This window comes from Streptomyces sp. NBC_00078, from assembly GCF_026343335.1.
Classification (GTDB): domain Bacteria; phylum Actinomycetota; class Actinomycetes; order Streptomycetales; family Streptomycetaceae; genus Streptomyces.
Map to the genome: position 1 here is coordinate 6,820,160 of NZ_JAPELX010000001.1, position 23,745 is coordinate 6,843,904.

20 protein-coding genes and 4 pseudogenes are annotated in these 23,745 nt (G+C 67.1%); 15 read left to right on the forward strand and 9 right to left on the reverse strand.

Annotation, left to right across the window (positions count from 1 at the left end; genetic code table 11):
* Positions 1-24: 24 nt before the first annotated feature.
* Positions 25-804 carry a S1 family peptidase gene (locus OOK07_RS32040; protein WP_266799902.1) on the forward strand — a complete coding sequence of 260 codons (780 nt, stop codon included), beginning with the start codon at positions 25-27 and terminating at the stop codon, positions 802-804.
* A gap of 120 nt (positions 805-924) precedes the next feature.
* Here OOK07_RS32040 and OOK07_RS32045 read toward each other — a convergent pair whose 3' ends face one another.
* On the reverse strand, positions 925-1,458 hold the full coding sequence (locus tag OOK07_RS32045; protein WP_266799903.1) for a TerD family protein: 534 nt from the start codon (positions 1,456-1,458) through the stop codon (positions 925-927).
* Between the two features lie 159 nt (positions 1,459-1,617).
* Between OOK07_RS32045 and OOK07_RS32050 the strand changes: the two genes are divergently transcribed.
* The 3 genes from OOK07_RS32050 to OOK07_RS32060 all read left to right on the forward strand — a co-directional run bounded on the left by OOK07_RS32050 (position 1,618) and on the right by OOK07_RS32060 (position 3,934).
* Positions 1,618-2,223, forward strand: a complete 606-nt coding sequence (locus OOK07_RS32050; protein ID WP_266685260.1) for a YdbC family protein — start codon at positions 1,618-1,620, stop codon at positions 2,221-2,223.
* A gap of 133 nt (positions 2,224-2,356) precedes the next feature.
* Complete coding sequence (locus OOK07_RS32055; RefSeq protein ID WP_266685261.1) at positions 2,357-3,016, forward strand: histidine phosphatase family protein; 660 nt, start codon at positions 2,357-2,359, stop codon at positions 3,014-3,016.
* A 12-nt stretch (positions 3,017-3,028) separates the two neighbouring features.
* Positions 3,029-3,934, forward strand: a complete 906-nt coding sequence (locus tag OOK07_RS32060; protein WP_266685262.1) for an ADP-ribosylglycohydrolase family protein — start codon at positions 3,029-3,031, stop codon at positions 3,932-3,934.
* 319 nt (positions 3,935-4,253) lie between these two features.
* Here the strand turns inward: OOK07_RS32060 and OOK07_RS32065 are convergent.
* Positions 4,254-5,699: pseudogene (locus OOK07_RS32065) on the reverse strand (MFS transporter); the annotation flags it as partial.
* Between the two features lie 232 nt (positions 5,700-5,931).
* Here OOK07_RS32065 and OOK07_RS32070 point away from each other — a divergent pair.
* The 10 genes and pseudogenes from OOK07_RS32070 to OOK07_RS32115 all read left to right on the forward strand — a co-directional run bounded on the left by OOK07_RS32070 (position 5,932) and on the right by OOK07_RS32115 (position 15,406).
* Entirely contained in the window at positions 5,932-7,113 is a 1,182-nt protein-coding gene (locus tag OOK07_RS32070) for a helix-turn-helix domain-containing protein (RefSeq protein WP_266799905.1), read from the forward strand.
* Positions 7,114-7,215: 102 nt separating this feature from the next.
* Positions 7,216-7,434 (forward strand): hypothetical protein, encoded by a 219-nt coding sequence (locus OOK07_RS32075; protein ID WP_266799906.1) that lies wholly within the window; start codon positions 7,216-7,218, stop codon positions 7,432-7,434.
* Complete coding sequence (locus OOK07_RS32080; protein WP_266799908.1) at positions 7,431-7,667, forward strand: DUF7848 domain-containing protein; 237 nt, start codon at positions 7,431-7,433, stop codon at positions 7,665-7,667. The genes OOK07_RS32075 and OOK07_RS32080 overlap by 4 nt, the downstream gene beginning before the upstream one ends.
* The gene (locus OOK07_RS32085; protein WP_266683221.1) at positions 7,643-7,786 is read left to right on the forward strand and encodes a hypothetical protein; all 144 of its coding nucleotides are present in this window, start codon (positions 7,643-7,645) and stop codon (positions 7,784-7,786) included. Before OOK07_RS32080 ends, OOK07_RS32085 begins: the two co-directional genes overlap by 25 nt.
* Before the next feature lie 418 nt (positions 7,787-8,204).
* A complete protein-coding gene (locus OOK07_RS32090; RefSeq protein ID WP_266799909.1) occupies positions 8,205-8,456 on the forward strand; it encodes a hypothetical protein in 252 nt (83 codons plus the stop codon).
* A 683-nt stretch (positions 8,457-9,139) separates the two neighbouring features.
* Positions 9,140-10,630: a replication initiator gene (locus OOK07_RS32095; protein ID WP_266799911.1), complete on the forward strand. Its 1,491-nt coding sequence runs from the start codon at positions 9,140-9,142 to the stop codon at positions 10,628-10,630.
* A 290-nt stretch (positions 10,631-10,920) separates the two neighbouring features.
* Positions 10,921-12,825 (forward strand): annotated as a pseudogene (locus OOK07_RS32100) (recombinase family protein); the annotation flags it as partial.
* A 452-nt stretch (positions 12,826-13,277) separates the two neighbouring features.
* Positions 13,278-13,901, forward strand: a complete 624-nt coding sequence (locus OOK07_RS32105) for a TetR/AcrR family transcriptional regulator (RefSeq protein ID WP_266685264.1) — start codon at positions 13,278-13,280, stop codon at positions 13,899-13,901.
* Between the two features lie 93 nt (positions 13,902-13,994).
* Positions 13,995-14,696, forward strand: a complete 702-nt coding sequence (gene rnhB / locus OOK07_RS32110; protein WP_266799914.1) for a ribonuclease HII — start codon at positions 13,995-13,997, stop codon at positions 14,694-14,696.
* A 68-nt stretch (positions 14,697-14,764) separates the two neighbouring features.
* Positions 14,765-15,406: a hypothetical protein gene (locus OOK07_RS32115; protein ID WP_266799916.1), complete on the forward strand. Its 642-nt coding sequence runs from the start codon at positions 14,765-14,767 to the stop codon at positions 15,404-15,406.
* Between the two features lie 352 nt (positions 15,407-15,758).
* Here OOK07_RS32115 and OOK07_RS32120 read toward each other — a convergent pair whose 3' ends face one another.
* Together OOK07_RS32120 and OOK07_RS32125 are read right to left on the reverse strand one after the other, a co-directional pair.
* Positions 15,759-16,394, reverse strand: a complete 636-nt coding sequence (locus OOK07_RS32120) for a hypothetical protein (RefSeq protein WP_266685267.1) — start codon at positions 16,392-16,394, stop codon at positions 15,759-15,761.
* 313 nt (positions 16,395-16,707) lie between these two features.
* Positions 16,708-17,605: pseudogene (locus OOK07_RS32125) on the reverse strand (RecQ family zinc-binding domain-containing protein); the annotation flags it as partial.
* Between the two features lie 180 nt (positions 17,606-17,785).
* Between OOK07_RS32125 and OOK07_RS32130 the strand changes: the two are divergent.
* Complete coding sequence (locus OOK07_RS32130) at positions 17,786-19,945, forward strand: RecQ family ATP-dependent DNA helicase (protein WP_266799918.1); 2,160 nt, start codon at positions 17,786-17,788, stop codon at positions 19,943-19,945.
* Positions 19,946-20,521: 576 nt separating this feature from the next.
* Here the strand turns inward: OOK07_RS32130 and OOK07_RS32135 are convergent.
* The 5 genes and pseudogenes from OOK07_RS32135 to OOK07_RS32155 form a co-directional block, all read right to left on the reverse strand.
* Positions 20,522-20,851: an OB-fold protein gene (locus OOK07_RS32135; protein ID WP_266685269.1), complete on the reverse strand. Its 330-nt coding sequence runs from the start codon at positions 20,849-20,851 to the stop codon at positions 20,522-20,524.
* 364 nt (positions 20,852-21,215) lie between these two features.
* A complete protein-coding gene (locus tag OOK07_RS32140; protein WP_266799920.1) occupies positions 21,216-21,416 on the reverse strand; it encodes an acyl-CoA carboxylase subunit epsilon in 201 nt (66 codons plus the stop codon).
* A gap of 21 nt (positions 21,417-21,437) precedes the next feature.
* A pseudogene (locus tag OOK07_RS32145) lies at positions 21,438-21,632 on the reverse strand (carboxyl transferase domain-containing protein); the annotation flags it as partial.
* Positions 21,633-21,918: 286 nt separating this feature from the next.
* Positions 21,919-22,473 (reverse strand): NAD(P)H-dependent oxidoreductase, encoded by a 555-nt coding sequence (locus OOK07_RS32150; protein WP_266685272.1) that lies wholly within the window; start codon positions 22,471-22,473, stop codon positions 21,919-21,921.
* A gap of 255 nt (positions 22,474-22,728) precedes the next feature.
* Positions 22,729-23,592, reverse strand: coding sequence for an oxidoreductase (locus OOK07_RS32155; RefSeq protein ID WP_266685274.1), 864 nt, complete (start codon positions 23,590-23,592; stop codon positions 22,729-22,731).
* Between the last annotated feature and the right edge of the window lie 153 nt (positions 23,593-23,745).

Here is a 23,745-nt window from a genome sequence, read left to right on the forward strand (position 1 = left end):
GTCACCGTCTAGTCAGGAGCCAGAATGGGATTTTCCGAGCTAATCGCTTACCACGTCCTACCGATCGCACGCGCTCAGCGCCTGGCGGATGGCAACTACGCCCGGCCTCAGTGGGTCGGCACCGGCTTCACCTTCGGCGAAGGCACCTTTGTTACCTGTTGGCACTGCGTCGGCGCGGACCTCGCCGACGACGAGGTCTACTTCGCAGCTGGGCGAGAGCGCGGGAACCAGCAGAGCCACCGCAGCTGGCCGATTGAGTTGCGGCAGCTCGCACGCGACGTCAACGGAGCCGATCTTGCCCTCGCGCGGATCGATCCATGGTTCTTGCCCCGGCTGCCCCTCGCCGCCGAACCGCTGCAATGGGGTGATGACGTCGTTGCCCTCGGCTTCCCCCACACCCTGGACACGACCGACGCGGACACCGGGGACAAGCGAATCGAGACCCACGCCCGTGTCTTCAAGGGATACGTCACGCGCCTGTTCCATGACGAATATCAGCGCCAACCCGTCGTTGAACTGAACATTCCCGCGCCGGTGGGGATGAGCGGCGGCCCGCTCTTCAAGGCACAGCAGCCCATGTTTCGGGGCGGCCCGGCGCCGGATCCGTTCGAGTGCTCCGGAGTGATCTTCGGCGAACACTCGCTCCACACGCCTGACGGCATCCACCGGCATGGCACCGCACTCCTTCTAGACACCCTCCGGAACGCCAGCGGGCCTGCCACCGATGGTCTTCCCCTCGCCCAGTACCTTGAGCGACCCGACGCCAAAGCCTCCATGCCCGTGAATACTGCACCCTCCGAATAAGTGCTCGTCCCCGGTACACGGGCCGGGGCCACGCCCCGCCCGACAGGTAGTCCCTGAAGAGGAGGGGGCGCCGACCACGGTCGGTGCCCCCTCCTCGCCGTACGGCGCCGTACGGCGCCGTCAGGGCCGGCGGGCCTGGCCCATCGTTCTCGTGAACGTCGCCGGGTCGTCGTCGTAACCGTGGATGCCGGGGTGGAAGGTCCAGTCGCCGGATCCGTCGCGCAGGAACTCCCCGATGGTCGCCGCCGTCGCTCCGAGGACGCCGCCGAAGTCGTCCTCGGCCAGGACGGTGTAACCCTCGCGGATCCGCAGGCCGGGGTTGATCACGCCGACGAAGGTCCGGTGCACCGAACGCTGCTGAATGACGACACCGATCACCACGCGCGCGTATCGGCCGTCCAGCCGGTCCAGCTCCAGCGTCATGACCTCGTCCCAGCCGAAGCCCTTGCCGTCCTTGCTGTCCCGGTTGAGGTAGATGGTGCCGTCGGGGGAGCGGCTGTCGAAGTGCACCACGTAGGTGGGCTCACCGTACGGATCGTCCGCCAGGTAGGTGGCCGCGACGATGTCCAGATCCGTGGGCGGCTGTCCCGTCGGACTCGGATCCCACTTCAGTGAGACTTCGGCCTTACGTATCCCCTTGTTGAGGCCGTTCACCAGTCTTCCCCTTCCCCGTTGCCCGTGCGTTGTCTCCGCCCCTAACTGCCGGACGGACAAGGCCGGTTGTCCATCCTGCCACGCGCGCGTGCACGTGTGCCGCCGAGCTGTGCGGCTGAGCGTGACCAACGCCATGGTCCGTGGCCTTACCATGGCGCGGTGCTGGTCAAGTGGATTCGCTGCACCGTGGTGGACCGCCGCGGCTTCGAGCGGGGGCAGCGAAAGTGGGCGGGGCTTCTGGGGGAGCCGGGGTTTCGGGGACAAGGTGGTGGCTGGAGCAGGGGACGGACAGGGGTGGCGCACATCTTCGCCTTCTGGGAGAGCCGTGCGTTCTACGACTCCTTCATGGCGCGTTCCCACGACCGCCTGGCGGCGGCCCAGTCGGGCACCTTCAAGAATGCCCAGGTCAAGCTCTTCGACTACCGCTTCGATGTGAAGACCGGCTTCGAACCGCGTTTCACGGACGCCGACCTGGTGCGGGTCGCCCTCTGCCGAGTCCACGAGGACCGTGCCGAGCACTTCATGTTGATGCAGGAAAAGGTCTGGAATCCTGCCATGGCAGGCTCTCCGGGCATGATCAGAGGCCTGTTCGGCGAGGCGCCGGGGCACGAGTTCCTGGTGCTGTCGATGTGGCGATCGGCCGCCGAACACGGCAAGTACCGTACGGAGCGCGTGGAGCGGCTCGCCCTTCGGGCGCAGACGGAGGCGGACGTCGCGTCGCTCACGGGTGACATCGTCGAGCTGGAGCCGACCTGGACGGTTTGACGCTTTGGGTTTGAAATCCGGACCCGCTGATCGTGCGCCCAGGTGTGGCCTGTGGTGCAGGAAATGTGTGACCTGCGCCGTATAGAGGCCCTACGAGTGCTCGATCGGCCGTCATCCGATCTAGGGTTTTGGCATGGCACGACCACGGCGCATCGTCCTTGTCCGGCACGGAGAGTCAACGGGCAATGTTGATGACACCGTTTACGAGCGTGAGCCCGACCATGCGCTGGCGCTGACCGAGCGCGGCTGGCAGCAGGCCGAGGAGACCGGCAAACGGCTGCGCGATGTCTTCGGCCGCGAGCGCGTCAGCGTGTACGTGTCCCCGTACCGCCGCACGCACGACACCCTGCGTGCCTTCCATCTCGACCCCGAGCTCATACGGGTGCGCGAGGAGCCCCGGCTGCGCGAACAGGACTGGGGAAACTGGCAGGACGGCGACGACGTACGCCTCCAGAAGGCCTACCGGGACGCCTACGGCCACTTCTTCTACCGCTTCGTGCAGGGGGAGTCCGGCGCCGACGTGTACGACCGGGTCGGCGGCTTCCTGGAGAGCCTGTACCGCAGCTTCGAGGCACCCGATCACCCGTCCAACGTGCTGCTCGTGACCCATGGCCTGGCCATGCGGCTGTTCTGCATGCGCTGGTTCCACTGGACGGTCGCGGAATTCGAGTCACTGTCGAATCCCGGGAACGCCGAGATGCGGATGCTCGTTCTCGGGGACGACGGCAAGTACGTGCTTGACCGGCCTTTCGAACGCTGGCGAGATCCGGAACCGTACGGGATCACCGGATAGAGTGGCAGAGCCATGACCCCCGATTCCTCTCCCGACGGGCGCCTGGACCGCGCCCTGGCGAGCCTGCGTGGACTCGCGGTCGGTGATGCGCTGGGCTCCCAGTTCTTCGTCCCGGCGAACTACCCCCTGCTCAAGAGCCGAGAGCTGCCGCCCGGGCCCTGGCAGTGGACCGACGACACCGAGATGGCCTGCTCTGTGGTCGCTGTCCTCGCCGCCCACCACCGCATCGACCAGGACGAGCTGGCGCACTCCTTCGCCGAGCACCACGACTTCGACCGGGGGTACGGCCCCGCCGTCAACCGCCTGCTGCGGCTGGTCCGGGAGGGCGGCGACTGGCGTGAACTCGCCGCCGAGCTGTTCAAGGGACAGGGGTCGTGGGGCAACGGGGCGGCGATGCGGATCGCCCCGCTGGGCGCCTGGTACGCGGACGATCCGGAGCAGGCGACCCACCAGGCGGAGATCTCCGCCTACCCGACGCACCAGCACCGCGAGGCTGTCGTGGGCTCCATGGCGGTTGCCGCGGCCGCCTCGCTGGTTGCCGCTCCCGGCGGCCCGCCGAGCCCAGAGGCACTCCTCGACGGCGTGGTCGCACTCATCCCGAAGAGCGCGGTCGGCGCGGGCCTGCGACGCGCGCGGGACATGCTCGACTACGACGACGCCGGCACCGTCGCGGCCGTCCTGGGCTGCGGACGGCGTACGTCTGCCCATGACACCGTGCCCTTCGCCCTCTGGTCGGCCGCTCGGGCCCTCGGCGACTACGCGCACGCGTTCTGGACGACCGCGCAGGTCGGCGGTGACGTGGACACGACCTGCGCCATCGTGGGTGGTGTGATCGCCGCGGGGAAGGTGGGGATGCCGCCGACCGAGTGGGCGGACCTGACCGAGGAACTGCCGGACTGGATCCGAACGGCTGGGTGACGCCTGCCTGGGTCTTTTCCGCGCGGGAAAGCGAGCCGGGCAGAGGCTCCGGCGGGAACTCTCTGTGGATATCGGGAACTCTGTGTAATCGCCTGTCCGTTGTTCTGGCAGCAAGCGTGTGGCACACGCGTCGGCATGTGCGCAGGACACGCGAGGGTTCCCGGGGGTGGTCATGCGGTTCGTGGTGGTGCTGGTGGCGTTCTTGGCCCTCATGTCGCTGCGCTCTGCAGGGAGAGTGCGGATGGCCGGACCGGCGTCCTTGTCATCGGTCCCCTGGACCCGGTCCGGCCATCCGCCGCTGGATGCAGGCGCGGGCGGGTCAGCCGGCCGGCAGTCCCGCCGTGCCGGCGAGCGCGTCCAGGTCGCTCTTGCGGACCCGGATCACGAACCAGGCCGTGCCGAGAGCCAGTACGGCCATGGCCGCGGCCGCCACGAAGCCCATCGAGATGCCCTACGCGAGCACCGCGTGCCCCCACGTGCCGGGCAGCTGATGCGACTTGGCGAACTCAGCCTTCTGCTCCGCCGATCCGTTCGCGAGGAACTTCGGCAGCTGCTTCTCGGCCTCGTCCCTGCTGGCGGAGCCGAAAACCGTCGTCAGGATGGACAGGCCGAGCGAACCGCCCACCTGTTGCATCGCGTTGAGCAGTCCGGAGGCCGCACCCGCCTCGTGCTGGGCGACACCGGAGACCGCGGTGACGGTCAGCGTCACGAAGTTCAGGCCCATGCCGAAGCCGAACACCAGCATCGGGCCGAGCACCCCGCCGGCGTAGGAGCTGTCGGAGCCGATGAGGGTCTGCCAGGCCAGTCCGATCACCGCGAGAGCCGAGCCGGTGAGCATGAACGGCTTGGGCCCGAGCACGGGCAGGAACCGCTGCGACAGACCCGCGCCGAGCGCGATCACGACCGTCACCGGCAGGAAGGCGAGACCGGCCTGGATCGGGGTGTATCCCAGCACGTTCTGCACGAACAGCACGATGTAGAAGAACATGCCGAACATCGCCGCAGCCAGGCTGAGCATGATCACGTACGTGCCCGAGCGGTTGCGGTCGGCGAACATCCGCAGTGGGGTGATGGGCTCCTTGGCCCGGGACTCGATGAGCGCGAAGGAACCCAGCAGGACCACGGCGGCGGCGAAGGAGCCGATGGTCAGACTGTCCCGCCAGCCCTCGTCCGCCGCGCGGATGAAGCCGTAGACGAGGGTTGCCATGCCGGCTGTCGAGGTCGCGGCGCCCGCGATGTCGAAGCGGCCGGTGTGCCGTTCCGACTCGTTGATGTACATCGGTGCGAGCACGGCGATCAGTGCGCCGATCGGTACGTTGACGAAGAGCACCCAGCGCCAGTCGAGCCACTCGGTGAGCATGCCGCCCGCGAGGAGGCCGATCGCGCCACCGCCCGCGGAGACCGCGGCGAAGACGCCGAAGGCCCGGTTGCGCTCCGGACCCTCGGGGAACGTCGTGGTGATGAGCGCCAGCGAGGTGGGCGACGCGATTGCGCCGCCCATGCCCTGCAGGACGCGTGCCGCCAGCAACTGCCAAGGTTCCTGGGCGAGTCCGCCGAGCAGCGAGGCAAACGTGAACAGCAGGATGCCCGTCATGAGGACCCGGCGGCGGCCGAGGATGTCACCGGCCCGGCCGCCCAGAAGCAGCAGACAGCCGAAGGTGAGTGTGTAGGCGCTGACCACCCAGGTGAGGTCGGTGGTGCTGAACTTCAGTGCGTCTTGAATGTGCGGGAGCGCGATGTTCACAATCGTCGCGTCCGGAACAACCGGTTCGTGTGTTCTGAGGTTCCGAGTTCAGCTCGCGGGCTGAGAAAGCAGGGCCGGGAAGGGCGGAGGTCTCCTACGGGGCCTCCGCCCTTCGCTGTGCAGCACCAGTCGCCCGGAGGGGAATGCGAAATAACGCCCTGACCTGAGCTCATCGGTCGGGTGAAACCCGCTTGGGGGAGTGATGGGCGCAGAAGGTCGCACGGACAGGCAGCGCGCGCCGTACGCTCGAATCATGAGTGCCGACATTGGCAAACGGCTTCAGGGAGTTCGCAAGCGGCGCGGCCTGACGCAGCGTCAGCTAGCGAGTGAGTCCGGCGTATCCCTGTCCTTGATCAGGAAGCTGGAGCAAGGGGAGCGTGCTGACACACGCCTGGAGACCGCGCGCCGACTGGCGCAGACGCTACGGGTGCCGACTACCAGCCTCATGGCCGATCACGAGGAAGAGCGGCAGACGGCGCCTGGAGCCGGTGATCGGTGGGAGGCTGTCCGGCGTGCGCTAGTGGCTCCTGTGCGGGCGGACGGGGTGGCCGAAGAGCCGACCGTGACAGGCGGGCAAGAAGCCCTGGAGTCGGCGCTCCCGCTCTTTTCTGGTGATCGTTTCGCAGAGTTGAGCGTGATCCTTCCGCCCTTGCTGCGGGATGCTGATCTCATTGCCGAGAGTGGTCCCGAGGGGCGTGCAGTGCGTGTGCGGCTGTCGCAGTTGACGGGCTGGCTGCTCACCCAGACGAGACAGTTCGAGGCGGCGGACGTCGCCTTGTCCCGGTCCCTGGAGGAGTCCTCGGACCGGCTTCAGGCGGCGGCGACAGTTAGCACACAGTGCTGGCTTCTGCTGAGGCGTGGTCGCCTGGCTGAGGCGCGGGAACTGGCGACCCGGTGGGCGGATGAGGTGGAGCCGCGCATCTCGCGGGCGACTCCAGCGGAGCTGAGCGCATGGGGCTGGTTGCTGCTGCGGGCCTCCGCTGCGGCGATCCGGGACAACCGGCCCGGAGAGGCCGAGGATGCTTTGCGCTACGCCAACTCGGCAGCGGTGGCGATGGGGCGGGAGTTCGCTCCGCGTGACGACTTCTTGCAGGCGTTCGGCCCGGTCACGGTGACCTTGAAGCGCGCCGAGAACGCAATGATCGTCGACAAGCCGGACTTGGTACTCAAGCTCTCGGCGCGCATCCCGACCGGCGGCATGCGGCCCACGTCCAACAACCGCAACCGTCACCTCCTCGACGTGGCAGAGGCGCATGCTCGCTCGCGCGACTACGTGAAAACGGTCGAGGTCTTGCAGCGCATCCGGGCGGACGCTCCTCAGTGGCTGCCCAACCAGCGGTACGCGCGCGACATCTTCGGTCGGGTGATCGCTCGTCGGCGGACCCTCACCACCGACATGCGGGAGCTGGCCGACGCAATCGGCGTACCCGTGTGACGTGGTGTGGTACTTCGGGGCGATGCCGCGCCAAAGTGCCATTGAGGTGTATTCCTTCCGCTACGTAGCGTCATTGCCATGGCGACTCAAGGAACAACAACAATGGCAGGCATCCCTGAGCGCGGCGAGCTGGTGTACGACCCGGTGACGCGCAGAGTCGGGGAGTACCAGGACAAGGCCGGTCCGTACGCGATGCTGCGGCCGGTCGGCGGTGGCCGTGAGTGGGAGGCGGACCCGGACCAGATCCGTCCGGCCACCGCTTCGGAGCGGCTGAGCGCAGGTGTGAAGGCGGCCAACGAGCGGACGGGGCGGGGTCTGTGAGTGTGCGCTCGGTGATCCGTGAGGAGACGTGGACGCTGACGCCGGACCGTGAGCCGGATGCGGAGCCGACCACGTACGCGATGGCGTGTGCGGTGTGTGAGGAGTCCTCGGATGCCAGTGAGGACTTCGCTGATCCGCAGAGCTGGGTGCTGAAGCACTGCGGACAGAACCCGTCGCACCACACCTTCCGCGAAAGCATCGTCCGTCCGTGGCGCACCTGGCGGCACTCGTGATGCGCCGCACCCTGGGCGTGTTAGCCCGCTTCACCGGTCCGCTGATGATCGTCATGATCTCGGGTTCGTGCGGCTTCGTCCTGGGCGTCACCTTCGCCTCCAGCCCCGCACTTCCCTAGTCTCCCGTCCCCGCCGGGCGTAGCCGATTTGAGGTCTCCCCCACTCAGAGGAGCCCTGGCGGGGGCGGGTCTTTGCCCAGGTCATGGCGCGGTTTGGGCACGCCGCCGGCCGTAGAGGCTTTGGGCGGGAGCTGCCATGGGGCGAGTGAACAGGGGGCCTTACGCTCGCCAGCGGATCGGGCAGTCCTTGGAGCTGCCCGCAATAGCCCGATCGGCCCCCTGTTCTTCGAGGCTCGCCCCATGGTGGCTGCCTAAAGCCTCGTAGGCCGTCGGCCCCCAGCCCAAGAGGGTCTGTGCCGTGTACCGGCAGCTTGTCCATGTTCGGTTGCTGAGTGAGGTGTGTATGAAGCGTTGTGATGATTGGTTCGCGCCCCCGCCGGAGACACAGACGATGGCGTGTCGCCTGGCGGGAGTGGAGTTGGACATCGACATGAAGTTGGTGTTGGAGTGCGAACTGTGGGCGGGGCACGAGGGGCCGGATCATGCGGCGGGGATCGTGGAGGCGCAGGAAGAATCTGGCCGTATGACCTGGGTGTGGTGGCGGTCCGGAGTGGAAGTGCGTGATACGTGTCCGGTGTATCGGTTCGGGGATGAGGACCGGGTGGACAACGATGCGTGCGGTCTGTTCGCGGGGCACGAGGGCGACCACAGTTGGCCGGAGCTGGCGTGAGGGCTGGCCGGTGAGTGGCGGTGGCCCGGATCGGTGCCGTGGGTGCTGGAGGCTGTGAGCCTCGGGTCGTCGTCCATGGCGTCGGGGTGGGCGAGTTGGGCTGTGAGGAACTGGCTCACGCTTTTCGGGTCGCCGTGGTGTGCGCCGGGGCGGCGGCGCCCCGTACCGGACCGGCCGAAGGCCGCATGCCGGGACGGGGTGCGGCAAGCCGCCCCGGCGGCGCGCCGAAGGCGCGCCCTGGAAGAAGTAAAGCCAGATTCCGCCACGTCCCGAACCGCTGCCCGCTCCCGTCTCCTCATGGCGCATGGCCCGAAGCGCAACCGGCCGGATAGGCAAACACGGCTCGCCGCTACCGGGATCCTCCGCCCAACTCGGCCCCTGACAGACCCTCAGATCCCTCTAGTGCAAAGGCAATTCACTTGCGCCCTGCGGAGAGAACGTGTCGGCTGACGGAATTCTCATTCCGGTCGATTTCGGTATGGGTTCCGGAAGTTCCCACCAGCCCGGTGGGGTTCATCACGGAAAAATAACAGGCCCCTGGCTGCGGTAACTCATATCATTCAAAGGCAAGTTGACTGCGCCTGACCCGGGCGTATGCACGATACGCGCCCTGTAAGCGCAAAGGAGAGAAGCCATGAACACCCGTTATCTACTTCCTGACTTGAGTCTCTGGAGGCCGCGTCATGTCTGCCGCATCCTGCAACAACAGCACACCTGCAATCCGCCCGTCCGCCGCATCGTCCGCTCCGGCCGGGCGTTCCGACGTCCTGGCGCGCGAACTACGTCTGCAAGCTCTCTCAGAGGCGGACCGTGACCTTATACGCCTCCTGAAGGATCCGCTCTTTTCGCGTTGGAAGGAGCAGATCAAAGCGATTGGCGGCTGCGCCAACCCGATTTACCTGTCCGGCTCGACGGTCACCCATGATGCGGTCACGGGTGAGGTGCTCTCGTCCTATTCGACGGACGGGGAGCCTGGCGAGCGGCTGGCGGTGCGCTGCCGTAACCGGCGTGCCTCGGTGTGCGAGCCGTGCGCGTACCTGCATGCCGGGGACACCTTCCAGCTCGTTCGCGCGGGCCTGTCCGGCGGCAAGGGCGTGCCCGATGCGGTGCGGGATCGTCCCCGGCTGTTCGTCACCCTGACCGCCCCGTCGTTCGGGCCGGTGCACCGGGTGCGCGAGGGGGATCGGTGCCGCCCCCGCCGGGATGATCCGCGCTGCGAGCACGGACGGCGGCAGGGCTGCGGCCTGGTGCACACCGAGGATGACCCGCCGGTCGGACTGCCGCTGTGCCCGGACTGCTACGACTACGTCGGCCATGTGCTGTGGCACGCGCACGCCGGGCGGCTGTGGGACCGGTTCACCACCGCCGTACGCCGCTACCTGGCCTCGGCCGGTGGGGTGCCGCGCTCCAAGCTCGGTGAGCACCTGGTGGTGTCCTTCGCCAAGGTCGCCGAGTTCCAGCGGCGCGGGGCGATCCACTTCCACGGCATCGTGCGGATGGACGGCACGGACGGTCCCGCCTCATCCGCTCCGGCCTGGGCGACAGAGGACGTGCTCTTGGACGCGGTCGAGCAGGCCGCCGCGTCCAGCTTCGTCACGGTCCCGGACTCCGGCGCCTACGGCACGGAACGCGTCGGCTGGGGCGGGCAGTTCGACGCTCACCCCATCCGTCCAGTCGCAGAAAATGACAACCCGTCAGATTCGGCGGTCGCCGGATACGTGGCCAAGTACGTCACGAAGGGAGCGGCCGACACGGGCGCCGGACTGGACTACCGGGTCACCAGCCTGGAGGACATCCGCGCGGCGGTCGTCAACCGCCACGTACGGGCCCTGATGGGTACCTGCTGGCGCCTGGGCGGCCTGGCCGAACTGGAACACCTCCGGCTGCGGTCGTGGGCTCACGCCCTCGGCTATCGGGGCCACATCCTCACCAAATCCCGCCGCTACTCGACCACGTACGGCGCACTGCGCGAGGAACGGGCCGACTACCGAAAGGGCGACACCAAACCCACACGCAGCGCGGACACGGTCACGGAAGCGGCGTGGCGTTACGTCGGTTCCGGCTACACCCGTGGCGAAGCTGACTTTGCCCTCGGCATCGCCGAAGACATCGTCATAAACCGCGAACTCGCCCGAGAGGCGATGGACGATGAAAAGCGGGGGTGGGTGCTGTGAGTAGTGCCAGCAACAGGCCGCCGCGTGGGCCAAAGGTCACGGTGAAATGGCGAGAGGCTGAGTGGGGGCCGGCGGAACGGAGGCGCCTTGCCCGGTTGCTCTTCAGTCGGTTGCATGAACGAGAGGTCGAATCGCGTGCAAGAAAGCTGAGTTGATGCAAGCGAATTTCAACGTACGTAGGATCTAACGGCTAGTCTGGCCTTACAAGAGAACGACCCCGGGAGCGTTGGCAGGCGCTTCCGGGGTCGGGCCAGCGGTGAGGCTGGCCTGCCAGTCGTGAAGGGACTGACATGACGCATGCTCTCACGTCCGCGATAGACGTTGTGGACACGGCCGTCAGTGGCCCTCGGCTCCGCGCTGTTGACTACCTTCGGGTGTCGACTGAGGACCAGGCCAAGGGATACGGCATCACCTACACGGGGAAGAAAACCGCTCGGTACATCGAGCGGAAGGGATGGCGCCACGCCGGGACCTATGCCGACGAGGGAGTGAGCGGGAGCCTCGAAGCGCACGAGCGAGATGGCCTCAAGCGGCTCATGGAGAACGTGCGTGAGACTCCCCGTCCCTTCGATGTCGTGGTCGTTGCTGAAGGCCGCGCGATCGGGCGCACGGGCCGTGCATTCTGGCGCTGGGTCTGGGAGTTGGAAGACCTTGGCGTCTACGTCGCGGTAGTTAAAGGCGACTACGACAATACGACCGCCGACGGTCGCAAGAAAATGCGCAAGGATGCAGATTACGCCGAAGAAGAGCGCGAAGTAATCCGCGATAGGACGCAAGGCGGACTGCAAGAGAAAGCAGAAGAGGGCGGCTACACGGGCGGGACTGTTCCGTACGGGTGGCGAATCAAGAACAAAGGAGTGAAGGGGGATAGTCGCCTCGTTCTCGATGTTCAGATGGATGGCGATTTCCTACATGGTGAGGCTGTCACGCTCCGTCGCGCTTATGCCCTAGTCGTTGATTTTCTAATGACCTGGGAGGAAGTCGCGGGGAAATTGAATCTGGAAGGGTTGCTGACCCGTTCCGGTGCGCCGTGGTCCAGTGAGAACCTGAAATCCCGGTTGATGTCTCGTGCGGCGCTGGAAGGGGTTCAAGTATTCCGGGACGTCAATTCTAGGGACTCTCGATTCGGGCGAGGGGTAAAGGTTGACTCTGAAGGAAGCCCGGTCTATGGGAAGACGGTAACTATCCAGTTGGATCCCGTTTTTACTGATAGTCAGGTCAAGAAGCTTCTGAAAGTGGCGGAGCGGATAGGGAAGCGGCGCGCTCCTCGGGCAGACAAGCTCAGTTATCCGCTTTCCATGCGGATCGATAGCCTCTGTGGCTCCTATTACGTCGGCCGTGTGCAGACTTCCACGGGAAAGCGCACCTATGTTTGTTCAGGGAAACAGGCGAAGTATGCGGGGGCGCCCGTCTGCAAGTGCAGCCAGATTGACGCTGACCAGATCGAGGCTGAGGTTTGGGGGCGTGTTACCAGGCTGCTAGCCAAGCCTGATGAGTTGATGAGCTACGCCGCTGATTGGGTAGACATGACGCTAGGGAACCAATCGGCTCACGAGGATCGGATTGAGGGGCTGGATCGAAGTATTTCGGTGCAGAAAAACGCGATTGCTACGGTCATGGGAACGACCGCAACGCAGGCGGCTGAGATGGGGCTTGAGGGAGAAGCGGCAAAGGAACTCGTCACGCAGGCGGTCAAGCCTTTGAGTGAGGAACTGGGGCGACTCTCAAAGCTCCGAGAGGAAGCGGTGGCATGGCAACTGGAAACGCAGGCTGCCGAACAACGGGCGCGAGATCTGTACTCTCTTGCTGATTTGGCCCGAACCGAGATGCCCAACATGCCGCACGAGGATCAGGCTAACGTGCTTGATTTGGCTGACGTCAGGGTGAAAATCCAGAGCCGCGTGCCGGTTAAAAAGGCTCGCGCGGAGTGCTCCGTTGGTTCGTGGTTCCGTGACTCGGCGCTCGAAATTCCCGTGAGTATTTCTGATGAGGAGTGGGCTCGGATTGAGCCGCTGGTGAAAAAGGCAGGGCGCGGGTCGGGAAAGGCAACTGACCTGCCGCTCAGGGATGCAATCGAGGCCATCCTGTGGAAGGCGCGCACGGCGGAAGGCTGGAAGGCTGCTGCGGAGCGGATGAGCCGTGGGGCGGGCAAGTCCCTCATGGGCCGCTGGAGTAGGTGGGCGCAAGACGGGACTTGGGGTCGAGTGGTCGCCGCTCTGGCCGGTGCACAGGCGGTCCCAGTGCCGGACGTCTCCAACGCCGTTGAGCTACCTGACCTGGAAATCTCCGGGGCCGTTGAGCCTCGCCTCCTTTTGGAGGACTCTGAGAGTCATGACCAGATGGACGCGTCGAGTACCACCATGAGTTGGCAGGCCGCGATGACTGCGAGCGCGATGCCGGGATGCCCGTTCCGGCGAGCCGCACCTGGCTTCTGGTCCTTGATCAACTGAGAGGTTGTCACTATGGGTCCCCCACGAATGCGTTAGTGAACGCTCGCGTTCACTGTCGCGCCAACGGTAGTGAGTCCCCAATAGTGAACGCAAGCGTTCACTTAAATTGGTGTTGCGTGGCGAATCCCCCGATGCTGCCGCGTGGTGCACCCTCGCTCCCGGACTCCCCGCTCCCCCTGCTCGCTGGAGACACTCAGATGGTTACCTCGCGCTGGACGGCCGCCCCCGCTCAGGCGGCCTCCCTCCGTCGGCGCGGCGCCGTGCTCGAACGCGCGATCCTCGATGCCGCCCTGGAGCGACTCAGCACGGTCGGCTGGAGCGGCCTCACCATGGAGGGCGTCGCCGCCGGTGCCCAAACCGGCAAGGCCGCTGTCTATCGCCGCTGGCCGTCCAAGGAGGATCTCGTGGCGGACGCGCTGCAGGCCGGACTGCCACGTCTTGACCAGGCACCCGATCTCGGCAGCGTCCGTGAGGATCTGCTGGCGCTGAGCCGGGACGCCCGGGATGCGATGTTCTCCCGCTCCGGTTTGGCGTTTCGCTCGGTGATTCACGAATGCGACCCGATCCAGGCGGAGCGCTTCCATGCCGTGATCTTCGACGGGATCGTGGAGCCCACCGTCGAACTTCTCCGCGAAGTCATCACCCGTGGCATAGAGCGGAACGAGGTCCGCCCCGATGCCGCGAACAGCTACGTCCTCGATGTCATCCCGGCCACCATGATGTACCGCTCCAAGATGCGCGGGAGCGAATGGGGTGATCGTGATCTCGAGGAAATGGTCGACCAGTTGATGCTTCCGTTGCTGCGGCCGAGCGGTGGCTGAGAGGTGGCCGAGTACGGGTCGTGGAGGTCGTGGCGCCGCTGAGGGAAACCGGGGTGTCGCCGGATGATCCGCGGGGCGTAGGCTTAGCAGGCCATGCCGTACGAAGCACCCACTCACACCGTCGAGCGCTCCCTTCGCGCCACGACCGGAGCGAAGATCATTGCCGGCGTCGACGAGGTGGGGCGCGGTGCGTGGGCCGGTCCCGTCACGGTCTGCGCGGCGGTCACCGGTCTGCGCCGGCCCCCCGAAGGCCTCACCGACTCCAAGCTGCTCACCGTCAAGCGGCGGACTGTGCTTGCCGTGGAACTGCGGAAGTGGGTGTCCTCGTACGCCCTGGGGCACGCCTCCCCGGAGGAGATCGACGATTTCGGCATGACCGCCGCTCTGCGTCTGGCGGCGGTGCGCGCCCTTGAGGCTCTGCCGGTCCGTCCCGACGCGGTGATCCTCGACGGGAAGCACAACTATCTCGGTACTCCCTGGCAGGTCCGTACGGTGATCAAGGGTGATCAGTCGTGTGTGGCGGTCGCGGCGGCCTCGGTGATCGCCAAGGTTCAGCGCGACAAAATGATGGCCGAACTGGGTATCGACCATGCAGACTTCGGTTTTGCGGCCAACGCCGGGTATCCGTCGCCCGTGCACAAGGCCGCACTGGCGGAGCGGGGCCCCACCCCGTACCACCGGTTGTCGTGGGCGTATCTTGATGCGCTGCCCCAGTGGCGGCATCTCAAGAAGGTCCGCAGTTGGGCGGACGGAGGCGTTCCGAAAATCGAGGGTCAGCTGGGCTTCGATTTCTGACGATTCCGCTCGCACTCATGTGCCACCCGCCGATGCGAGCCGTACCAGTGTTTGATAAAAATCAGCTCATGCCTCTCATTCCCGAGGAGCCTCAGATTCACGAGAGTGCCCAGGGTCCCCGCGTCACTCCGGCCAGTGGCCGCACCGCGCCGACCCCCCATCCTGTACCCGGCCCCCGTCCCGCGGCTCCGCCGCGCCCCGGTCGTCCTGGTCCGCTCCGGCCCACGCCGCCGGTGCAGCGCACGTCGCATGACGTGGCCGCGGTGAAGCCCGGACCCTCGGTCCCGGCTGCTCCGGCCGCCTCCGTCGCGGCTTCGACCACCCCGCAGATCCAGCTGATCCCGGCTTCGGCTGACGGTGCGCTCGACGCCGCCGAAGAAGCCGTGGACCTGCTTCTGGACTCGGGGCGCACCCCCGGCGACGTACTGGTGATCACCACCGGCGAACAGCACCCGTGGGCAACCCACGAGCTGTCGTTCGGTGAAACCTCCTACTGGGCGCAGCACGACGCGGGCGACGACGTTTTCTACGCGGACGCGTCTGCAGCCGGTCGCACAGCCTCGCGCCCCGTGGTCGTGGTTGCTGTCAACGGCGGTTCCGGCGCTGCCGCTGTCACTGTCCTGCCGCTGGCCCTCGCTCGGGCCGGAGCCTTGCTGATCGTCTGCGGAGATCCGCAGCAGATCAACTCGGTGCTGGGCGCGGGCGTCTGAGTCCTTTCCGGTACGTCCGCGCGGACGTACCGGAGCGACGTGGGCGCCGCTCCGGCGGCATCGGCACAGCGGGTCTTTTGGCGTGCGCAGAGCACCGGGGAGCCAGGTGTATGCGTGTGTCCGCCGGGCCGTGGCGTGCGACGAGCCGAGGGAGAGCCGGCGCGCGGGTCCGTAGTCCCTCGCTCGTGACCATGAAGCGCGATGCCCCGTCCTGAGCGGGGGCTGCTCGGAATGCCGCCGGCCCTGACTCTCGGACACGGCTTCCCTCTGCGACTCCCCCCGACTGGTGTGCCTTGGACGTTGCGGACCGGGGGGAGCCTTGCCGACCGCGAGACAGAGTCCGGCCGTGTCCTCAGCGGGCTGCCGCGCGGCGCAGTACCTCCGAAGCGGCACCGCCGGTCCGTGGCAGCAGCGGCGGTGCTTCTGACATGCCGAAGGGCTCCGGTGACGAGTCCGCGCTGGGGCGGCGGCCGCCGCGGCCCTCGCCGAGGACCTGCCAGCCGTCCCGGGTCAGAGTGATGTACGCGCCGCAGCGCAGCCCGTGCAGAGTGCACGCGTCGCGCAGGCCCCACATCCAGGCGCCGTCTTCTTCGGTCCAACGCGCGTCGCCCTCACGGCAGTAGAGCAGCACGGCGGTGCGCACCGGTGTGCGGCGCCGCAGGTCGTGGGGGATCACGCGGCGCAGCTGGGCGAGCAGTGTGTTGCGGAACAGCCAGCCGTCGGCCGGAGCCGGTCGGCGCGTGAACGAGGCGCTCGCGCAAAGGCGTTCGTCCGGGTCGAGGACAGCCACGATCGCAGTCGCCGGCCTGGGATGGTGCCGGGAATGGAGGCCGCTGACGACTTCCCGGGGATTGCGCAGCAGGGGGATTCCGGCTGCGGCCCACTCTGCGGGTTCGAGCATGCGGGTGAGAGGGTTGGCGGATGCGGCGGACAGGTCGGCAGACGTCGACGTGGATGCCGCCGATGACGGAGCGAATCCGAAGGTCACGGTCCTCCCTTCGGCTACGCGCCCACACTGCGGGCGGGGTTTTGTTCAGGGGAGCGCACGCCGCAGCAGAGCCCTACCGGACCACGGACGAGCCGTGCGGGGAGCGGACTCCAATTCTTGCTGTCGAACTGGGATGCGGCAACGAGCAATTGGGGCCACTGACCGGAATCTGATGGTGTGTGGTTTATATCCCTACCCAGGGTGTCGCGTCGCGACGCGTGAGACGACCGTTCATCTCACGTTCGTACACCGTTGGGACGGAAGCGGTCCGGGGCGGTGGCCGGCGGATGTGCGGTGCCACGCGGCAGTCAGCCTGAACGGCCAGAACCAGGGGCAACACCCCCTGGGCACCGGCACGTCGGAGCGTGCGGGCCGCGACTGCGAGCGTCCAGCCGGTCTCGGTGAAGTCGTCCACGAGGAGGACGGGGCCGACAGCCTCGGCGAGCGCGGAAGCCAGGGCCGTCGGCACGGTAGCGTGCCCTCCAGTGCCTTCAAACGCTGAACGCTGTTACCGCGGGACACGCGGGGCTCGCCCGCGTAATTCACGGAGCCCAGCAGCGGCAGCCTGTCGACCTCCGCGATGCGCTCACCCAGGGAGTTGATCAGCTGTGGGCGGGTGCGGGAGGCGATGTTGACCACTCCCACCGGGCGCGGTTGCGCGTCCGCAGCTCCCGAGGCCCAGCCGTCACGGCCCTTGGCCCAGTCGGTGAGCACGCCCACGAAGGCCTTCGCCACTTCGTCCGGCACGGGTCCGTCCGGGACCTGCGGCGCGAGCATGGGGCGCAGCCGGTCGCTCCGGCCGATGCCCGACATGCGGCCCAACGCCCGCCTCGGGACGGCCTGTTCGCCGTACCGGGATACGTCCCTTGAGGCCGACGCCGATCGCTGGAAGGCCGGTCGGCCCCATGCGGCGCGGCTTCACCCTCGACGCCCGCCCGGTCGAGATCGATGCCTGCCGCGTCCATAGCGGTCACGGAGATGTCCGTGGTGAATCGCGCGCCCGCGCAGTTGTCGCAGCGGCCGCAGGGCTTGGCGCCCTCGTCGTCGGGCTGACGCGGCAGAAATTGCATACGGCAGAGCGTCGTCGAGGCGTACTCGCTCATCGCCTGCTGCTCGGACTTGCGCTGCCGCGCGACCCACTCGTATCCCTCGGCCTCGTAGCTTCATGGCCGCCCGGCCGCGATCCAGCCGCTCCAGACCCGCTTGACCGCCCGTCCGGGTCGAGAACCGCGTTCGCCGTGGCTGTGGGCGCGAGCAAGGGCACTCCCGGCGGCAGATCGCCGAGCATGGTACGCAACCGTCGGCAGTCTGTGGCGGACGCACTCTTCGTAGGCGCTTTGCCACGGTGGGTGGATTCGCTGATTGTCAGTGCCATCGGGTTGCATGGGGGTATGGACACCCTCGCGCTGCGCACTGAAGCTGACGCCATCCTCGCCGAGCTGATCGGCGCCCCGGGGAGTTCGGCGCGGTTGCGGGAGGACCAGTGGCAGGCAGTGGCGGCTCTGGTGGAGGAGCGTCGTCGTGCGCTGGTGGTGCAGCGCACCGGTTGGGGCAAGTCTGCTGTGTATTTCGTGGCCACCGCGCTGTTGCGTCGGCGCGGGGCCGGCCCGACGGTGATCATTTCGCCGCTTCTGGCGTTGATGCGTAACCAGGTCGAGTCGGCGGCGAGGGCAGGGATCCAGGCACGCACGATCAACTCGGCCAATCCCGAGGAGTGGGAAACGATCTACGGCGAGGTGGAGCGCGGTGAGACCGACGTTCTCCTCGTGAGCCCGGAGCGCCTTAATTCCGTGGATTTCCGCGATCAGGTGCTGCCGAGGCTCGCGGCCACGACTGGTCTCCTGGTGGTCGATGAGGCGCACTGCATTTCCGACTGGGGGCATGATTTCCGTCCGGACTACCGTCGGTTGCGGACCATGCTGGCGGAGTTGCCGGCGGGGGTGCCGGTGCTGGCCACGACGGCGACCGCGAACGCGCGGGTGACCGCGGATGTAGCGGAGCAGCTGGGCACTGGGAGCGGGGACGCCCTGGTGCTGCGAGGGCCGCTGGACCGGGAAAGTCTTCGACTGGGAGTGCTGGAACTGCCGAATGCTGCGCATCGGTTGGCCTGGCTGGGGGAGCGGCTGGGGGACCTGCAGGGTTCGGGGATCATCTACACGCTGACGGTGGCGGCGGCGGAGGAGGTCGCGGCGTTCTTGCGGCAGCGTGGGTATCCGGTGGCTTCCTATACGGGGAAGACGGAGAACGCCGAGCGGCTGCAGGCGGAGGAGGATCTGCTGGCGAACCGAGTGAAAGCGCTGGTGGCCACGTCCGCACTCGGTATGGGCTTTGACAAGCCCGACCTCGGTTTCGTGGTGCACCTGGGGTCGCCCTCGTCCCCGATCGCCTATTACCAGCAGGTGGGTCGTGCAGGGCGTGGTGTGGACCATGCCGATGTGCTGCTGCTTCCGGGTAAGGAGGACGAGGCGATCTGGGCGTACTTTGCTTCGGTGGGTTTCCCGCCGGAGGAGCAGGTGCGGCGCACCCTGGATGTACTGGAGCAGGCGGGCCGTCCGCTGTCGCTGCCTGCGCTGGAGCCGTTGGTTGATCTTCGGCGTTCGCGTCTGGAGACGATGCTGAAGGTCCTGGACGTGGATGGTGCCGTCAAGCGGGTGAAGGGCGGCTGGACGGCGACGGGGCAGCCGTGGGCGTACGACGCGCAGCGGTATGCCTGGGTCGCCAAGCAGCGGGAGGCTGAGCAGCAGGCCATGCGGGACTACGTGTCGACCACGGGGTGCCGCATGGAGTTCCTGCAGCGGCAGTTGGACGACGAGAAGGCGGTCCCGTGCGGTCGTTGTGACACGTGTGTGGGGCCGTGGCTGGACCCTGCGATTTCTTCCGCGGCTCTTGCGGCGGCGACGGGCGAGCTGGACCGGCCGGGCGTCGAGGTCGAGCCCCGCAAGATGTGGCCGACCGGCCTCGCCGCGGTCCGCATGGACCTCAAGGGCCGTATCCCCGCGGGACAGCAGGCCCTCACCGGGCGGGCACTGGGCAGGCTGTCGGACATCGGCTGGGGCAATCGCCTACGGCCGATCCTGTCGGCTCAGGCAGCAGACGGACAGGTTCCCGAAGACGTGCTGAACGCTGTCGTCACGGTGTTGGCAGACTGGGCCCGCTCGCCGGGCGGCTGGGCCAGCGGCGCGCCCGACGCGGTGGCGCGGCCCGTGGGGATCGTCGCCATGCCATCCCTCAGTCGCCCCCAGCTGGTCGGCTCACTGGCCGAGGGCGTGGCCCGGGTCGGTAGGCTCCCGCTGCTGGGCAGCCTGGCCCACACCGCGCAGGCGGATGAGCATGCGGCGCATCGCAGCAACTCCGCGCAGCGGCTGCGCGCGCTGGCCGACTCGTTCACCGTGCCCGACGAACTCGCCGCCTCTTTGGCCGGCACGCCCGGTCCGGTCCTGCTCGTCGATGACTACGCCGACTCCGGCTGGACCCTGGCGGTAGGCGCACGTCTCCTACGTCAGGCTGGCGCCGACCAGGTGTTCCCGCTTGTCCTTGCGTTGGCCGGGTGAGCGAACCAAGGGTTTACCGCTCGGAGTCAGGCCCGAAGAGCGACTCTGGCCTGTACACCCTGTGCGCTTACGAATTATCGTTGGTGGTTCGAGTGCGATTTCGTTTTGCCGGTCGCGCACAGACTCGCTACCGTTTTCCTCTGCGACGAGGGCGTTGTGGCCTTCGCTGACGCGTCGCTTGACCATGGACCACAAGTGCTCTCGCGTGGTGCCGACCGTGCCGAAGCGCTTGGACAGCCACGGAAAGTCGCCCTCCTCAATGAGGATCTCGCCGACCGCCTCCTCCCCGGCGAAGCTGCCAGATATCCGCCTCGTTCCATAACCGCAACCACCCCTCCACGCTCTCCGACCGATACCGCGGAGCCTTCCACGCAGGTCTGAGACAGCCCGCAGGACAGCACTGATCATCAGGGTCCGGCGGCCTCCGGCTGCCGGACCCCCAGACTGTCGCTCATTGCTCCCAGTCCTCCCCGCTTCGCTGCCAAGCGAACGAACTGGGGCGACCAGCAGCCCTGGCCGAATTCACCCAGCCCCATCAGATCCGGATACCTAGTCTGGGAAATGGCCCGTAGGGACTCATGGGATGAGGAGTTCACACTCCTTGATGACCAGTACTGTTCCGTCCTCGCTGAAGACCCGACATTCTCCCTTGACGGTGACGGTGACGCCCAGGGGGACGCTTCGTACAATCCGGAATGATTCCTTGATTCGGTGGTCAAATGGCAGCACGAAGATGGCGAGGTGGGGTCCTCCGGGGACATCTGACACTTCCACCACCGGCGTACCATACTGGCTTTCGCCCGTCCGGATCGAGATTCCCTCGAGAGTGAGGAACTTCCCATAGTAGGCACGCTCGGCGGCGGCGCGATCTGCGGTGAATTCGTTGTGGAGGTCTCGAATCTTCATTGTTTGCTGCCTTCTCTAGTGGCGCGTGATCCTGCTGGTCTTGTTCGAGTTGTCGTCGACTGGTGCTCCGCGCTTGAGATCTTCTGACGTTCGGCCTTCTTTAGGATGTCGCCTGCTGCCGTAATCCAGGTGAATGGGCGGGCGCGGTCGTTCCAGCCGTCGTTGTAGGTGCGGAGCTTGGCGTTGAGGTCTTTGACCGAAGTGCCACGGCGGCTGCCTGGCGGCGGAAGTGGTGGGGTCGCACCGGGCGCCTCCCGTGCACGGTGACGACGCTCGGGGCGATCGGCTTTCTGACGGTCGGCTTCGCCTGCAACATGGTTCCGACGCCGTTCGGTTGAACCACGTGGAACCGAGGCGGGCGGCATCAGCGCCAGGAGACAGGACTGCGGTAGCCGGCCACAAGCTCAAGGCGGCGCCAGCGGGCCTGCGGGCGGCGGTTGCCATGGGCGAACCGCGGAGTGGTGGCACGCTGCGCGGCGGTGCGGGCTGTCAGAACCGCGATCAGCGCGGCGAGTTCCTCTGGAGTGGCATCGCCGTGGATGATGCGGAGGTCCCCCTGGTCCATCTGCTGCTCCTTCGGTGCGCCTCACTGGGGTGGGTTGCCGTGCTTGCGGGCAGGCAGGTCCGCGTGCTTGGTGCGGAGCATCTGCGGGGAGCGGATGAGCCCCTCGCGGGTGGCGGCGGGGTCGATCACGTCATCGACCAGGCCGCGCTCGGCGGCGTAGTAGGGGTGCATCAGCTCGTCCTTGTACTGCTGCACCATCTCCACGCGCTTGGCCTCGGAGGTGCTGGGAGGTGCGTTCGGAGTCGGTGCCCGGGAGGGGCAGCGCGGCTTCTACCCGCCGACGCAGGTCGAGGCCGGTGAACGGGCCAGCCGCGCTGATCACGCCGTCGGGGCGGACCAGGACGGCGCCGGGGGAAACGCAGTCCTGGTCCGCGCAGGTCCGCCGGGGGCGGACCCGAGAGCCGGACGACGAGGGGCCCGCCGTCCGGAGTCGTGGGTTCGAGGCCACCGCCGGTGGCCGTCGCCGGAGCTTCGGGCGCGCGGTCACGCGACGCTCGAGCAATCAGCCGACCGGCGTCTCGCTGGTCGAGATGAGCCTGTGGTACTCCTTGGCGTCCAGGATGAGGGTCTCTTCCGACGGGTCGAAGATCATGCCGTAGACGGCGTGAACACCCTGATAGTCGAGCTGGCAGAACTCCAGCGTCTGCGTGACCGGGGCGAGGTACTCGTCGAGGGACCGTCGGGCGAGGCCTTCCGCTGCGTAGGTCTCCTGAGTGCTGCCGACCGTGACGGCCAGCCAAGCCTTCTTGCCGCTCAGCGCGGAGGCGGAACCGTCGAAGGTGAAGGCGAAACCGTGAACCAGCACCGCGTCGAACCAGGCCTTGAGAATCGACGTCACGTTGTACCAGTAGACCGGGAACTGGAGAACGATGGTGTCGTGCTCGCGCAGCAGCTGGTGCTCGCGTGCGACATCGATGTTGAAATCGGGGTAAGTCTGGTAGAGGTCGTGGACGGTGACGTTGTCCAAGTCCTTTATCTCGGCGAGCCGGGCGGCGTTGGCGCGGGATTCCGTGAGGTTCGGGTGGGCGACAATGACGAGGGTGCGATTTGTGGTCACTGACTGTTCCATTTCTCATGTAGGACGCGAACCCGTGCGAACAGGTCGGCTGTGGCCGCGGTCATGCGTTCTTCTGGAGCGATTTGAAAGGGCGATCGCTGTCGGAACAAGCGGCTGCGTCTCTTAGTAAAGGCGGTCGGTGGTCCGAGCGGCATTTATCACGCAAGATTGACGGACTCGTTCCACCGGAGACGGTCCGGGTGGTGGATGTTCACGCTCACCCCGTGCCCTGCGCCGGAATAAGGGCCCACACGGTCACGGCCTGACGGTGTCGAGTTCGGCGATCGCCTCGGCGGGCAGCTGCAGGTCAGCCGCGGCGATGTTCTCCCGCAGGTGAGCGACGCAGGAGGTTCCGGGGATCAGCACCGTCGACGGCGAGCGCTGCAGCAGCCAGGCGAGCGCCACCTGCTGCTCGGAGGCGCCAAGGCGTCGGGCGACGTCGCGCAGGGCCCGTGACCGCAGTGGGTGGAATCCGCCGCCAAGGGGGAAAAACGCGGCGTAGGCGATGTCCTCCTCGGCGCAGCGATCGACGAGGTCGTCGTCGGCGCGGTCGACCAGGTTGTACTGGTTCTGCACGGTGACCACGGGGGCGATGGCCTGGGCCTGGGTGAGCTGGGCGTCGGTGATCCCGCTGAGGCCGAGGTGACGGATCAGGCCCTGCTCACGCAGGCCGGCCAAGGTGCCGAACGGCTCGGCGACGGAGGCCCCGTCACCGTCGAATGAGGCCGTGCGCAGGTTGACCACGTCCAGGGTCTCCAGGCCGAGGTGCCGGAGATTCTCGTGGACCTGGGCCTTGAGGTCGGCGGGGTCCAGGGAGGTGATCCAGCCGCCGTTGGCGCTGCGGCGGACGCCGACCTTGGTGACGATGTGCAGACCGGCCGGGTAGGGGTGCAGGGCCTCCTTGATCAGTTCATTGACGACAGTCGGCCCGTAGAAGTCGCTGGTGTCGATGTGGGTGATGCCGAGCTCGACCGCTGCGCGCAGCACGGCGATCGCCTGAGTGCGATCCTTGGGCGGTCCGAAGACACCGGGACCGGTCAGCTGCATCGCGCCGTATCCCATCCGAGTGATGCTCAGGTCGTCGGCGAGGGTTAACGTCTGCAGGGCGGGGATACTCATCCGAAGGCCTCTCGGGTCTGATCGCGGCATTGTTGCGGACCGCTCGGCGCGTCCATTGGGGAAGTTTCCGTATTTGCGGCGGAGGCAGGGACGCGGCCGGGTGGCCAAGGGCGCGGGCCCCTGGCCACCCGACCGGTAGAAGACGAGCGCCGC